Source organism: Paracoccus sp. 228 (assembly GCF_000967825.1).
In the GTDB taxonomy this organism is placed as follows: domain Bacteria; phylum Pseudomonadota; class Alphaproteobacteria; order Rhodobacterales; family Rhodobacteraceae; genus Paracoccus; species Paracoccus marcusii.
Genome location: NZ_JYGY01000002.1, coordinates 281,506 through 294,863 on the forward strand (window position 1 = coordinate 281,506; position 13,358 = coordinate 294,863).

The 13,358-nt window shown below is 59.1% G+C and carries 16 protein-coding genes and 2 pseudogenes; 5 read left to right on the plus strand and 13 right to left on the minus strand.

Annotated elements, in window-relative coordinates:
- Positions 1–133: 133 nt before the first annotated feature.
- Complete coding sequence (locus tag SY26_RS06730; RefSeq protein WP_052715174.1) at positions 134–973, minus strand: YsnF/AvaK domain-containing protein; 840 nt, start codon at positions 971–973, stop codon at positions 134–136.
- Between the two features lie 424 nt (positions 974–1,397).
- Between SY26_RS06730 and SY26_RS21535 the strand changes: the two genes are divergently transcribed.
- Together SY26_RS21535 and SY26_RS06740 are read left to right on the plus strand one after the other, a co-directional pair.
- Positions 1,398–2,486: an HWE histidine kinase domain-containing protein gene (locus tag SY26_RS21535; RefSeq protein WP_045999885.1), complete on the plus strand. Its 1,089-nt coding sequence runs from the start codon at positions 1,398–1,400 to the stop codon at positions 2,484–2,486.
- Positions 2,487–2,578: 92 nt separating this feature from the next.
- Complete coding sequence (locus SY26_RS06740; protein ID WP_198143106.1) at positions 2,579–3,022, plus strand: response regulator; 444 nt, start codon at positions 2,579–2,581, stop codon at positions 3,020–3,022.
- 58 nt (positions 3,023–3,080) lie between these two features.
- On the opposite strand, the gene SY26_RS20345 is transcribed toward SY26_RS06740, so the two are convergent.
- A complete protein-coding gene (locus SY26_RS20345; RefSeq protein WP_045999887.1) occupies positions 3,081–3,359 on the minus strand; it encodes an HU family DNA-binding protein in 279 nt (92 codons plus the stop codon).
- Positions 3,360–3,476: 117 nt separating this feature from the next.
- Entirely contained in the window at positions 3,477–4,259 is a 783-nt protein-coding gene (locus SY26_RS06750) for a glycosyl hydrolase 53 family protein (protein WP_045999888.1), read from the minus strand.
- Positions 4,260–4,941: 682 nt separating this feature from the next.
- On the opposite strand from SY26_RS06750, the gene SY26_RS06755 reads away from it, so the two are divergent.
- The 3 genes from SY26_RS06755 (at position 4,942) to SY26_RS21845 (ending at position 6,657) form a co-directional block, all read left to right on the plus strand.
- The gene (locus tag SY26_RS06755) at positions 4,942–5,688 is read left to right on the plus strand and encodes an SDR family oxidoreductase (protein WP_045999889.1); all 747 of its coding nucleotides are present in this window, start codon (positions 4,942–4,944) and stop codon (positions 5,686–5,688) included.
- 116 nt (positions 5,689–5,804) lie between these two features.
- The gene (locus tag SY26_RS20350) at positions 5,805–6,206 is read left to right on the plus strand and encodes a hypothetical protein (protein ID WP_084693733.1); all 402 of its coding nucleotides are present in this window, start codon (positions 5,805–5,807) and stop codon (positions 6,204–6,206) included.
- 157 nt (positions 6,207–6,363) lie between these two features.
- A complete protein-coding gene (locus SY26_RS21845) occupies positions 6,364–6,657 on the plus strand; it encodes a hypothetical protein (RefSeq protein WP_157020438.1) in 294 nt (97 codons plus the stop codon).
- Between the two features lie 413 nt (positions 6,658–7,070).
- On the opposite strand, the gene SY26_RS06760 is transcribed toward SY26_RS21845, so the two are convergent.
- The 10 genes and pseudogenes from SY26_RS06760 to SY26_RS06800 form a co-directional block, all read right to left on the minus strand.
- Positions 7,071–7,529 (minus strand): TetR/AcrR family transcriptional regulator C-terminal domain-containing protein, encoded by a 459-nt coding sequence (locus tag SY26_RS06760; RefSeq protein WP_045999890.1) that lies wholly within the window; start codon positions 7,527–7,529, stop codon positions 7,071–7,073.
- Positions 7,530–7,598: pseudogene (locus SY26_RS22015) on the minus strand (TetR family transcriptional regulator); the annotation flags it as partial.
- 30 nt (positions 7,599–7,628) lie between these two features.
- Positions 7,629–8,198: a plasmid pRiA4b ORF-3 family protein gene (locus SY26_RS06765; RefSeq protein ID WP_045999891.1), complete on the minus strand. Its 570-nt coding sequence runs from the start codon at positions 8,196–8,198 to the stop codon at positions 7,629–7,631.
- Positions 8,199–8,215: 17 nt separating this feature from the next.
- Positions 8,216–9,406, minus strand: a pseudogene (locus SY26_RS06770) (IS66 family transposase).
- A gap of 6 nt (positions 9,407–9,412) precedes the next feature.
- Entirely contained in the window at positions 9,413–11,098 is a 1,686-nt protein-coding gene (locus SY26_RS06775; RefSeq protein ID WP_045999249.1) for an IS66 family transposase, read from the minus strand.
- Between the two features lie 63 nt (positions 11,099–11,161).
- Positions 11,162–11,515, minus strand: a complete 354-nt coding sequence (tnpB, locus tag SY26_RS06780; RefSeq protein WP_045999250.1) for an IS66 family insertion sequence element accessory protein TnpB — start codon at positions 11,513–11,515, stop codon at positions 11,162–11,164.
- On the minus strand, positions 11,512–11,940 hold the full coding sequence (locus SY26_RS06785) for a transposase (protein ID WP_045999251.1): 429 nt from the start codon (positions 11,938–11,940) through the stop codon (positions 11,512–11,514). Before SY26_RS06785 ends, tnpB (SY26_RS06780) begins: the two co-directional genes overlap by 4 nt.
- Before the next feature lie 38 nt (positions 11,941–11,978).
- Positions 11,979–12,425 carry a hypothetical protein gene (locus SY26_RS06790; RefSeq protein WP_045999892.1) on the minus strand — a complete coding sequence of 149 codons (447 nt, stop codon included), beginning with the start codon at positions 12,423–12,425 and terminating at the stop codon, positions 11,979–11,981.
- 59 nt (positions 12,426–12,484) lie between these two features.
- Positions 12,485–12,832 carry an IS66 family insertion sequence element accessory protein TnpB gene (tnpB, locus tag SY26_RS06795; protein ID WP_045999893.1) on the minus strand — a complete coding sequence of 116 codons (348 nt, stop codon included), beginning with the start codon at positions 12,830–12,832 and terminating at the stop codon, positions 12,485–12,487.
- Positions 12,829–13,215: a transposase gene (locus tag SY26_RS06800; protein ID WP_045999894.1), complete on the minus strand. Its 387-nt coding sequence runs from the start codon at positions 13,213–13,215 to the stop codon at positions 12,829–12,831. The genes tnpB (SY26_RS06795) and SY26_RS06800 overlap by 4 nt, the downstream gene beginning before the upstream one ends.
- Between the last annotated feature and the right edge of the window lie 143 nt (positions 13,216–13,358).

Here is a 13,358-nt window from a genome sequence, read left to right on the forward strand (position 1 = left end):
CAAAGCGCCATGGCACGCGCCAGCTATTTGGGGAGCGCGCGCGCCATGGCGCTTGGCGCCCCGCCACTGGCCTGGTTTTGCGCCGCCGCGTGGCCGGTTTTTACGCCGCCGTTGACACCAGATTGAAGGGGTATCACTCGCGGGTGCGGCCCCGATCGTCGTGGCCCAAGGTAGAGCGTTCATCGTCCACCTCGACCTCGGTATGTCGAACCGTGTCGGATACTGTTTCCTGCCGCGTATCGCTGGTCTTGCGCAGCCCGATTTCCTCAACGACGCGGGCTTCCTTGGAGACGACGGCCTCCTCCCGATGTTCTTCCGCCTCAAACGTCCGCTCGCGGTAGTCCTCGTCAACGATGGCAGGACGATCCACAGGGGTTTGAACCAGCTCGACGTGCTCATCGCGCAGTTCAACCGTCTCGCTGACCGGCGTTTCTACCATATAGGCGCGAATGCGGACACGGCCGTGACTGGTGTCACGCTTGCCGACACGCAGGGTCTCCTGAACGAGCGGGATCGACTCGTCTGAGGATGCCTCCGAATAGCCGGTGGCAGACTGCCGTTCCATCGCATGGGGGCTGACCTCGTAGCCGCCCCACCCCTCGTTGCGCCAACTGGCCTCACGCTCATCGAGGTTCACGGTGCCTTCGTCATCCAGAATGTCCAGAACCGCGTCATATTTATCGCTGGCGAGACCAGACACCGTCAGGAGATGACCGCCTCGGGCCAGGCCTTCAGCATAGCTGTACCGATCCTCGTCAGGCATCAACAGATCGCCCAGACTGTCCCAGAGGCCTTTGCCTTGATCAGCTTGCTCAGTCGCGGTGTCGGTCCTGCCGGAATCCAGGCGGATCTGGCTCATGTCCACGCGAGCCACGAGAAGCCGATCCACGGCACGCTGTGCATCGTCCTGGGTGTCAAAGAGTGCAGAGACGGACATCTCGCCTGCAGTATCAGTAGTGCTTTCATAGGTCATCGTGATGATCCTTTCGTTTCAGGATCAAAAACGGTTTCGGGCTTGGGGATGTTCCCATACGCAGTGGAGCCGGCGGGATTTGGCTTGGTCCGGGGCTATTATCATACTCTCCATGGGAGCCTGCTTGGTTAAAAATGAACCAGGGGCGCTGTAGTCCAAACCAGGATGCCGTCGCAGCATAGGCGCGTCCCGGGGCGTTCCGGACGTCCTGCTCAGCTGACGTGTGCACAACCGCTTCTTGGCTTCCGCTTGTAAAGTACGATAGCAGACGAGAGGGGCGGCTGAACAAGACTGCTTGGTGTTGCAGGTTATGACAGCAGGTCCGGCACGGCCCTTGGGAGATTACGGACTATCGTTGTTTCCGGGCATCCTCACAAATTGGACGTGAGGAAATGGCGGTGTCTGAAGATAGAAAGGCGCGGGGATGCAAGACGAGTTTCAAGCAGATGTGGATATCATCGCGTCCATTTCAGCGGTGTCCTCGATCCTCGACGTGGTGTGCCAGATGACGGGCATGGGGTTTGCAGCGGTGGCACGCGTCACCGAAGGCCGCTGGATTGCCTGCGCCGTCAAGGACCAGATCGATTTCGGGCTCGCTGCGGGTGACGAACTGCCGGTGGAGACGACGATCTGTCACGAGATCCGGCAGCTCCCTACCCCGGTGGTCATCGAGAATGTGTCCACGGATGAACTGTACAGCATCCACCAGACACCACTGATGTATGGCTTCCAGAGCTACGTGTCTTTTCCCATTCATCTGCCGGATGGGGAATTTTTTGGCACTCTCTGCGCCATCGATCCCCTCCCCCGTTCCTTGAGATCCGCGCAGACAATCATGACGTTCACGCTGTTTGCAGACCTGATTGGCCAGCATCTGGAAGGCGCGCGGAAGCTCGCCCAGACTGAACGTCTACTTGAGGAACGGCGGGACTGGGAGCGCCAGCAAAGGGTTGTGCAGCGCGAAATGATCCATCGCATGAAGAACACTCTGACCATGGTCCAGGCGGTGGTGACCCAAAGCCTGCGCAACGCCACCTCGCTTGAGGAAGCCGCGAGATTGATCGCGGACCGGATCCATGCTCTTGGGCGCGCGCAGGACATCCTGACGGAGCACAGGTGGGAGACCGCTGACATCCACGAGGTGGTGCAGGCCGCAATTGCGCCGCATGCCGATGGCGAGCATCGTTTTCTGATAAGCGGGGACACGGCCGCGCTGACCGCGCAGCAGAGCATGGGTCTGGCGCTTGCCCTCCACGAGTTGTCGACGAATGCGACAAAGTACGGCGCCCTGTCGAGCGCGCAGGGCCGGATCCACATATCATGGACGGTATCGGTGGATCGGGCACTCATGTTCCTGTGGCAGGAAGTTGGAGGACCCGCAGTTGATGCGCCCACACGAACGGGGTTCGGTACACGCCTGACCGAGCGTGTTGTGCCCTTCTATTTTGACGGAAAAGCCCAGTTGGACTATGCCCCGAGCGGGGTACGCTATGAGATGACCGGAACCCTGTAGAGACCTCCCGATCTTCTCCGACAGAGCCGCTTGAAGTATACCGGAACATTCTCCTACATCTTCGGTTCGGCTGTTGAATCGAAAAAGGTTCCATGAGGAAGAGCCTTCACATGTTTTCTCCGCCGCAAACGAAGGATGCTCGTTTGCCCCACAATGCTACACCTGTTGATGCCGCTCATTGCCCGTGCATCCTTATTGTCGAAGATGAGCCTATCATTGCCATCGACCTTCGGATTATCTTTCAGGATGACGGCTATGATGTGCTTGGGCCTGCCACCTCGGTCGACATGGCCCTGCGACTCCTGAACAATGCGCGGCCGGACCTGGCGGTTCTCGACGTGAACCTTCGGGGCCAATCGGTTGCTCCAGTCGCGGAACGTCTCCGAAGCCTTCAGATCCCTTTCTTCCTCTCCTCGTCCTACGAGGCTGCGCAACTACAGACCGTCACTGTCCTGGCGAATGTGGAGAATGTTCGAAAGCCGTTCGAGGAGAGGCGGCTTCTGGCTGCTGCCCGGCGTGCTCTTGGGTCAACATAGCCCGTCTGCCATTGTTTGGTGGCCTGTGGGGAGATAGTTTTGGCGTACCTAACGGATATTAAGCGTTGATTTTATCAAGCAGCAGGTTCGACGCTCTGAACCAGGGAACTTGTCTTGCCGGGATTGACAGCGGTGTTCCGCTTTTAGGGTTTCGGCCCGTATGTGCACACCGAGGTCTGGTGACGAACACCCCGAAGCCTCTGAGTTCGACCCTGTCTCCACGTGCCAATGCCCTCTCGATTTCCGTGAAGATCACCGCGACGACAGCCTCTGCTGCCTTGGGTGCAAGATGTGGGTTGGCGTCAGCGATCTTTCGGACGAGTTCTGAACGTACCATACGGTTTCCCTTGATCTCAAATCGCCACGAGGTGAGTGAGTTTTGCGGGGATTAACAGACCCAGGGATTTGTTTGTTCCTGAAACAGCATCGGGCTCTCAAGCCATCCGTCATGCCATCATGCAAACAGTTCCGCAGCCAGAGCCGGATCGACGGACATGTCGCTTCGGATCAGTCCGTGGCTCCACCGTCGGCGTGCGCGGGGCGTGTGCCACGGCGGGCAGTCGACGATCGGGTACCAGCAGACACCAACCACGTTCACCCCTTGTCGCCTGGCAATCTCCACTTCTTCGCGAACGTGCCGCCACCAGTGGCCTTTGTGAAACCCGGGATGGCGGTGATGATGAACAGGATGGCCATCGTGCCAACTGGTTTCAGAGACCATGACGGGTTTCCGGTACCGTCTCCATGTCTTGACCAAAACTTTTGAAAGCGCGGTGCGGGCGGTATGGGGATAATAGTTCACACCGATCACGTCGACATCGACGGCTGACACGATGGCGTCGGTTGCTTCGAACTGACGGTCTCCGACCCCGGTGATCGGATCGTTGGTCAGGATGCCGATACTGGGGTGATGATCGCGGGCAACCCGGGCCATGGTGATCGCCATGCCGGCGGCCTCATGGGACGACATGCCTGATAGCCCCGGATAAAGAGACGGTTCATTGACCGGACACAGCCAAAGCCGCTCCTGACCGGAAATGCCAAGTGCCGCTTCCACGGCGATCCGCGCCGAACAGATCGGATCGGAGTTTCGGTGATAGTGGGACAGATCCCAGATCCCCTGAACATCAGCTGCCCGGGCGGCCGAAAGCCGGGCCCACGGATCGTGACCAGGAACCAGGCCGTCCCGGACGGTGAGCATGCCATGGGCGCGAGCTACCTGGAAATGCTGGTGCATTCGATCATGTGGCGTGTGCCGGGTAGTTAAGAGCAGGTCATGGCGTCCGTTATGCACCAGTCCACACTCGAAGCCGGCAATCGCTTCGCTTCGGAACATGGGGTCGCAAAAAGGAAGTGAGAGTTGATCTGATATGATCGGGCCTCGCAATCCAGCGTCTTGGTAGCAGAGAACCTGAGAAGCAGCTTTTCCACAATGCCAATGCCAGTACCGCCGGTCGAAGTGTCATCCCTCCGGCCTGCGGACACGCAAGTTTCTTGTGCTTTGTGCCCGCCTCTGCCCTGCAGCGGTCGGCCCCCTTGGAACCTACCCCTTCTCCCGGAAAGTAGGGGAGCAATCCGCCCAGCCTCTTATTTTTGACAGAACTCATCATCTCAATTCATTTACGGATTAACCATATTGCCGTGCCTCTTATAAATGCACAGTGCTTGAGTTGTAAATTCTTATGCAAGATCGCCGCAAAATTGCAAGTAGATGGGAGGCAGCTCATATCTTTGCGTATTCCGCGTCAATACACATTTCTTGTAATGCAAATTTCTCATTTCAACGTCAGATTGTTTCAACCGCGGATGACGCGTGATTTTCATCATCCAATGACTGACTATTGATTCTCGAAAATCAAATTGTGGAACAAACGGACGCTGAACCTGTTCAAATCGCCTTCGCATCGGGGGTTCCTTAATTGCCATATGACGACCAAAGTCCACTTGCTGTCGTCACAGGAGCCAGTGCGGGCCTGGGCCGTGCGCTTTCCCATCGCCTGACAACACGTGGCATTCGGGTTGTCGGTCTTGCGCGAAATGAGAGCGAGCTACACGTAACAGGGGAAAAATGCTTCCCCGATACATTTTTTCCGATCAAGTGCGATGTTTCGGATAAAATCGACGTGCAGAAGGCTGCGGCGGACATTCAACGGAATATCGGCGCCGTACATATTCTCATCAACAACGCCGCCATCCTCGACCGATATGATTTTGCCTCCTCAGATGCTGATCGCATCAACAAGCAGATCCTGACGAACCTTCTAGGGCCGGTAAACTGCGTCAAGGCCTTTCTGCCCCAGATGCTGTTGCAGAAGAAGGGCAGGATCTTGAACGTCGGCAGCTTTGCCGGGGACGATCCACAAAAGGGGAGTCTGGGCTACGCCGTGTCAAAAGCCGGCGCCCGGTGCTTCTCGACGGCACTTGCCCGGGAATTGGAGACCGAACTTCCCTCCGTGATCGTAACGGAATGGATCCCTGGCATCATGTGCACCCGTCATGGCGAGCCGGGCGGCATCGATCCGAATATGGCCGCCAGCTGGGGCGTCAGCCTGGTGCTCGATGACAGGGTGGAACTTCATGGAAAGATCTATCTGAAGGATAAGGAATTTATCAGGCCCATGAGTATGCGACAGAAGTTTCGCAGGGCAGCCGCTTCCTTCTTCTGACCTCGGGGCGCGACATGTGCCTTACTAGCATCTCCTACGATGATCTCCACATCTCCATCGATCGCAGCTTTTCACCCATGACATCGGCTTTGCGCGCCAAACAGGGAGCTACTTAAATGAACCCGACGCCAATTCTCATCACCTATGCGATCATAGGGGGCCTTGCCTCCTGCACCACGCCGGCAGAGCGATGCAACGCAAGCATATCTGCCGAACAACGCAACGTGTCCCGGCTCCTCGAAGAGGTGGAAACAAATATCGTGCGTTGCTACGCCTATGAAACGACGCCTGCTTACACGCCGGGCTTCCGCATTTGCGCTGGCGGCTTCAGGCACGACTCCGACAGATTGGGTCTGGGTTATTCGAGCTGTTATGGTGGGGACCGGACGATACGCGAGCGCGTGGCGATTGATCCGGAATCCGAACTCCGCAAGCGTGCTGCGCTGCGAAATCGCTTGGCAGCGCTGTCTGCAGCGGGCGGCGCTCAGTGTGGTACTCGTTCACAGAACGCCTCGTAATCAAATATGCTCCCTGTAAAGACAGTCAAGCGCTGCAATCGCACTTATCTCGGACACTTGCTTGATGATCAGGGGCAAGCTTATGCCCTTGTATCCACATGCTGTGTCAGAGCCTCGTTCTGTACAGTGATCTTTTAATATCTGAGCAAGGTAACTCATGGCAATCAATCCATTCAAATTCAGGCCGGAGACCCCGAACAAAGAACCTGAGGCAGAAGCCGCGACATTAGATGGTGGTACGGGTGACTGGGAGGACAACTGGATCTCTAATTTTATGGCATGGGCCAGCCGTGCTTTTTTACCGTCGTGGTGCGATACTCCGGGACATTGGACCTCCAAACTGATGCAGTACTTCCACACGTCCTGCCCTTGCTGCCTGTTCTTCAGGGGCATCGCGATTGGGTTGGCCTTCGGTCTGGCAGTTGGATTGACAATAGCCGCGTGGTTCTAGGATGACGAAGGGTGCCTTGTGACAAAGGTTCTAATGCGCAGGAATGCATAAGCAGACAAACCGTTCCGGAAATCAAAGCAACATCGCAGGCGGTCTGCTCACTTGCTTGACGAAGCCAGCGTCAGCGAGGAAGCGGGCCCGACGTTGGCGGCAGCTATGCGGGACGAAGCCGCCTTCGGGTCTGTGTCACTTGGAAGTATAAAATGGGGTGCGCGCTTTGTCGGATTGTCCAGCCACCGGCCTGATGATCGGATTCTTGCCGATGGCCATGGGTCAGACTGTCCGTGCGCCGGTTTTCGGTATCCTGATGGCGGGTTCTGGCGCCGGACTGGCAGTGATGTGCTTTGCCGCACTTGCCCTATTGGCCGGGTTCTTCCGGGCTCAAGGTGCAACCAATGCTGGAGCTAGAGTATTCAGAGAACCTTGTTGTCTATGACAGTATGCCTGCAAAGAAACAGGTGAGACGCGGCCTGTCCACACGCCGCCAGTTCCTCCTTCGTGAACCTGTAACCTGTCAGCATGGCACGCTGCTGGACCTGACCCATGATCATGGCCGCAAGTTGACGCGCTGAATGATCGCTGTCGTGGACATCGATCTGCCCTCGGTCGATCCAGATATCGATCAACGCTTGAAGTGGTTTGATGATGCGCCTGTCAAAAGCACTGTCATAGATTGTAACTATTTCTGGAAAGCGGACCCGTTCGGCAATGATAATGCGCAACAGACGCACTCTTTGCGGGGCAACTGACCAATTGGCGAGAGCGGTCAGGACCTTGGGCAGGATGTCGGCAGCATCACCATCTCCGCGGTCGTCAAACAGGCATTTGCCGAATGCGTCACCGAGTTCAGCCTGCATGGCCGCACGGAACATGATCGATTTTTCGGGAAAGTAGCTGTAAAGCGTCGCCTTGGATACCTGCGCCTCTCGGGTGATGTCGTCAACGCTGGCGTAACCGTCCGGTGAAGCTGCCTATGTTTTCTTTGGCTTCCATTTCTTTGCGAGCTTGAAGACTTCGGAGCGGAGTTCGTCGGCGTCGGGGACATCTGGATCGAATGGCCCGCCCGCCCATTCTGTTAGGTCTTCGTGTTCGGGGTGGGCTTTATCGCCGATTGCCTTGAGGAAGTGTTCGTATCCCGGGAGGCCGCCGACGTCCTCGGGCGGGCATCGTCCCGTGATGTCGACCAGTCGGGGATAGAGGTTTCCGGGTGTGGGATCACCGATTGTGTTGACCTCAATCGCATGGGCCCAGTCATCTCCAAAATCGTAGACGTAACGGATCGGGGCTGCTCCGGCAGCGTCGATGAGGTCAGCAAGTTTGGCCTTTGCGACTGGCAGCGCGTCGTTGCCGAAGGCGGGATCGGGCAAGGTCCAGCGGACCGTGCCTGCCATAAACTCGTAGAGATGAGCGTTCTCCCACCCCATGGCTGCCTGGATAACGAGATGAAGCCGATCGAGGCGGATGTCGGTGGGCACCTCGAGGATCCGCGAGACGACGGGCTCGATGCCTTCGAGAGTGATCTTCAGACGCGTGATGGTCATGCCGGGACAGTGTCCTTCTATTTGTCGGTCCGCCAATGCCACGGCAGCAGATCGTCGATGCGGGTGATTTTGTGGTCGGGGATACAGGCCAGTGTATCAGCCAGCCAGGCCTGCGGATCAACGCCGTTCAGTTTGGCGGTTTCGATCAGGGTGTATGCGATTGCGGCGGCGCGGCCGCCGGTCAGCGATCCGACGAAAAGATAGTTCTTTCTGCCGATGGCGATGGATCGCATCGCCCTTTCGGCCGTGTTGTTGTCCAGTTCCAGAATGCCGTGATCGAGATAGGGGCGGAGCCGTCTTATGCGGGTCAGGGCGTATCGGATGGCCACGGCCAAAGGCGATTTGCCCGAGATGGATGGCAACTGGACGTGCAGCCATGCTTCGAGGTCGTTGAAGATTGGCTTCGCCTTCACCTGTCGGATCTGGACGCGGCTGTCCGGCGGCGATCCCCGCGCTTCCTTCTCGATGGCGTAGAGCTGCGCGATGCGCGTGATGGCTTCGCCGGCGATGGCAGACCCTTGGGCCCTGTGGATGTCGACGAACTTGCGCCGCACGTGTGCCATGCAGGCGACCTCGCGGATGCCGCCGGTCCGGTAAAGATCTTCAAACCCGGCGTAGCCGTCGGCATGCATCCAGCCGTGATATCCCGACAGATGATCTTTCGGGTGCTGCCCCTTCCGGTCGGGTGAGAAGCGATACCAGCTGGCGGGCGGTGCATCGCCAACCCAAGATCGTTCGTCTCGACCGTAAGCCCACAGCCGCGCCGTGGCTGTCTTGCCGGTTCCTGGTGCCAGCATGTTCACCGGAGTGTCGTCCGCGAAGATCGCCTGTCCGGCCAGAACATGTCGCCCGATTGCATCCGCCCGCGGTTCCAGCAGCGCCGTCGACTTGCCTACCCAGTCTGCCAAGGTCGAGCGGTCCAGATCCAGGCCATCACGCTCAAAGATCTGGCTTTACCGGTATAGCGGCAGGTGATCGGCGTACTTGTTGACCAGCACATGCGCTAGAAGGCCGGGTCCAGGGCGGCCACGCTCGATGGGCCGCGACGGTAAAACTGCCTGTGTGAACGCCTCGCAGCCGGAACAGGCGAAGCGCGGTCGCACAATCCGGTTCACGATGAACCGACCCGGCACATACGTATGTGCCGTCCCTGTCCCATTGGGATTTTGCTTGCGGGCGGCGACGGTGAGTTCTGCTGATGTTTTCATGAGCGCTCAGAATGAGCTCACTGGGGACTCCCGGATGAGCTCATTGTAAGGAGCTGGGGTCGCGGCATAGGCCCATGGCATCAACGCATCGATGTCCTTGTCGAGATGGCCGTTGGCGAGCCTGGTGAAGAGATCACGCAGATAGGCATAGGGTTCGACGCCGTTCATCTTGCAGGTGCCGATCAGGCTGGCGAAGCGTGCCCACGACCGGCCGCCCTCATCGTGGCCGGCAAAAAGCGCGTTGCGGCGGTTCATGGCCGGGCTGCGGATGGCGTTTTCGACCAGGTTGGAATCCATGTCGACATGGCCATCCTCGAGAAAGAGCCGGAAGCCGTTCTGGCGCCGCAGCATGTATGCGAGCGCCATGCCAAGGTCGGATTTGCGCGAGATGCGTGCGGCCTGGGCGGCCAGCCAGGCAAAAAACTGATCCACCAGAGGGCAGGACAATTCCTGGCGAACCGCCCGGCGATGAACGGGGTCCGCCCCGCGAATGACATCCTCGACCTTGTAGAGCGCTGCGATGCGCACCAGCGCCTCGTCGACGATGGGCGAGCCTTTCTTTGGCTTGGCCTTGATCAGCTTGCGCCGTCCATGGGCCCAGCAAAAAGCCAACCGCAAGGGATCGCCGCCCGTGCGCTTTGGTGTGGCCAGGTGGGTATAGGCGCCATAAGCGTCGACCTGGATCGTGCCATTGAAGCCGGTCAGGATCTCATCGGCATAGTCGCCCTTCCGGCCGGGGCGATAGTGGAACACCACCCCCGGCGGTGCGGGGCCGTTCCAGCCCCGGTCATCGCGCAGCACCGCCCAGAGATAGCCGGTCTTCGTCTTGCCTTGCCCGGGGTCCAGCACGGGGGCGGTGGTTTCGTCGACATAGAGCCGGGTGCTGCCCTGTTTCAGCAGCACCGCCATGCGGTCCACGACCGGGGCGATCAACGCACCGGTCCGACCCATCCAGTCGGCGAGGACTGATCGGTCGATCGGCACACCGTGCCGCGCCATGACCACGGCTTGGCGGTTGAGGGGCATGTGCTCGGAATGCTTGGACACCGCGATCTGCGCCAGGAGCGCCTCGGTGGGCCAGCTGCTCTCCAGCAGATGAGCTGCAGCTCTCGCCTGAACCACGCCCGTGCGCCCCTTGGGGCAGGCGTATTTCGGGCGGACGGAGACGATCACCTGATAGCGCGCCGGGATGTAATCCAGCCGCTCGGTCCGATCCTCCCCGATCCGGACCATGTCGCCACAGCCGCAAGGGCAGACAATGCTGTCTGGCTCGATGACACGCTCGACGCGTGGTAAATGCTGCGGCAAGGAGCGCGCCTTGCGCTTCTTGTCCGGCACCTTCTTCTCGGGATCGGTCTCGCTGGCCACGATCCTCGCCTCGACCGCGACAATCTGTTCCTGGGTTTCGGCGATGGCGGCTTCCAGATCCTCCAGCGCCAGCTCGAGCTGCGCAGGGTCCAGCTTTTCCGATTTCGGCCCGAACTTCGCATGTCGGTATTGTCCGACCTGGCCTTCCAGCTTTTCGATCAGGGCCTTCAGTTCGGTGATGAAGGCGTCCTTCTCGGCCCCCACCGCCTGTTCATGCTGACGCGCCGCACGCTCCACCGACAGCTCGAACTGCGCGGCCTCGAACGCCTTCACAACCTCCGGCGGAAGGTCTGGAAACAGGCTGAGATCGAAGGGCTGCGACATGCGGATTCATAGCCTCTCCAAACAGGAAAGGCCAATAAAACAATGCTAAAACAGCCGAGTAAATCATCCCGCTGCAATGGGTGGAGCAACCCGCTGCGCAAAGATCCGGCGCCAGTCCAGACCTTCGAACAATGCCTCGTGCTGGGCTCGCGACAGCCGCATTGTCCCGTCCTGAACCTTCGGCCAGGAAAAGCTGCCCTGCTCCAAAACCTTGTAAACCATCACCAGGCCTGTTCCGTCCCAAACCAAAATCTTCAGCCTGTCGCCGCGTTTAGAACGGAACACGATTGTCACCCCGGAATGTGGATCAAGCTTCAGCTCGGTCTGCACGATCAGCGCCAGCGCCCGATGGCCGCAGCGGAAATCCACCGGACGCGTCGCGATCAGGATCGGCTGGCGTTGTCCCGCGACGATCATGCCGAACCTCGCAGGGCGCGCACCAACGCCGCTGCCCGCTCTACCGGAACATCGCCCGGCACCCGCAGCACCAGATCGTTGCGGATCTCGATCGTGATGACACCACATGTCCGATCAGCATCTCTTGGTGGACCGACATTCTCAGGCTCCACTGAAACAGGCACAAAGGCCGGCAGAGCATGAGAGGCCACCCCGGCCATGGCATCCGCCGGCAAAACCAGGTCCCCCTGGCGCGCCTGACGCCGCCAATCCGAAAGCTGATGCGCGTCCAAACCGTGCCGCCGAGCGATATCCACTACCCGAACACCGGGCTGAAAGCTCTCGGCCACAATCCGCGCTTTCGCCTCGTCCGGCCAGCGCCGATATCCACGCGTCCGCCGCACAACCTCGATGCAGCCATCAAACCCGTTCCCGCCATCCGCCATCGTCGTCTCCTTCTGAATCCTCAGAACGAAACTCGCCGCTACGTCAGCGCACCAGAACCGTGGAAATCAATGGGACGGGAACGGCGCATACGCACATACTCTAATTCTTCTGTTATATCTTCGCCCAAGCGGCGCAGGGTTCCGCAACAATGGGTGCAGTCGTCATCGCCGGTCGTCAGCTCGATCTCCTGGCGTGGAATATGGTCCGGGATAGGCCGACGCTTCGGTTTGTCCTTCGGGTCTTCATCAGGAAGGCGCAACTTTGCGGTCATCTTCGCAACGGCGATCTCGCTGGCTTCAAGGGCCAGCTGAAGCTGATCGATCGTCTCGGACGAGGGGCCGAACCTGTGGCTGCGGTGACCGGCCAGCTGGTGGTGCAGCTTCTCGATCAACATTGCCTGCGACTTCACCTCGGCCAGCAGAAGGGCCGTGAAGCGGCGCAGTTCATCGAGATCTTCCGGCAAAGATTTGGCAAAATCCAGCATGCCTCAGCATAGCAAAACAAGGCCATCGCGGGAATCCAGGATGAACCGCGCGGGGTCATTTACCCTGCTTTGAGCGGCTTCCAGCTGCGTTGCGGCAGACGCCAGTCGATCCCCTCCAGCAGCATCGCCAATTGCGCCGCCGTCAGGGCGATCTTGCCCTCCTTCGCCAATGGCCAAACGAACCGGCCCCTTTCCAGACGCTTTGAGAACAGGCATGCGCCTTGACCATCCCACCAGATGATCTTGATCAGATCGCCACGCCGCCCCCGGAAGACGAACATGTGGCCCGCAAATGGGTCCTGCTTCAGCGTCTGCTCGGCTTGGGCCGCCAGTGTCGTGAACCCGCGTCGCATATCAGTGACACCAGCGGCCAGCCAGACACGCGTATTGACCGGAACCGGGATCATCCTGACAGGCCCCGGATCAGCAACGCCAAGGCCGCCGGATCGTAGGCACCGATGATGCGCAGCCGATGGCCGCCAGCAATATCGATATCGATCGTCCCTGCTGCCGATGTCGGCATAGGATCAGCGACCGGAACAACGTTATCGATCCATGGCTGATCGATGATCTGCACTGGTAAGAAACAGGAGATGTCCGCCAGGCCCGCATCGACCGTCTGCTCAGCGTCTGGCGCATACCGTGGGTCACGGAACCACTTGAACACCATGTTCGCGTTCATTGCATAGCGCCGCGCGACTTGCGCCACCGAAACACCAGCTGCCGTCGTCTGAAAACAGATCGAACGCTTCTCCTCGTCCGTCCAAAGCCGCTTGGTCCGACCCGCCATCAATAACCCCAGAGTGTCCGCTATCCTAAGCGGACACTATCGATCACTCTCTATCTGCGGCAGAGCAGTGAGCCCGGACGGTTACACGCTGGCGCCCGCGTACCCGTCTCGAAGAAAAATGACCGCCGCGCTATCGCGCACTT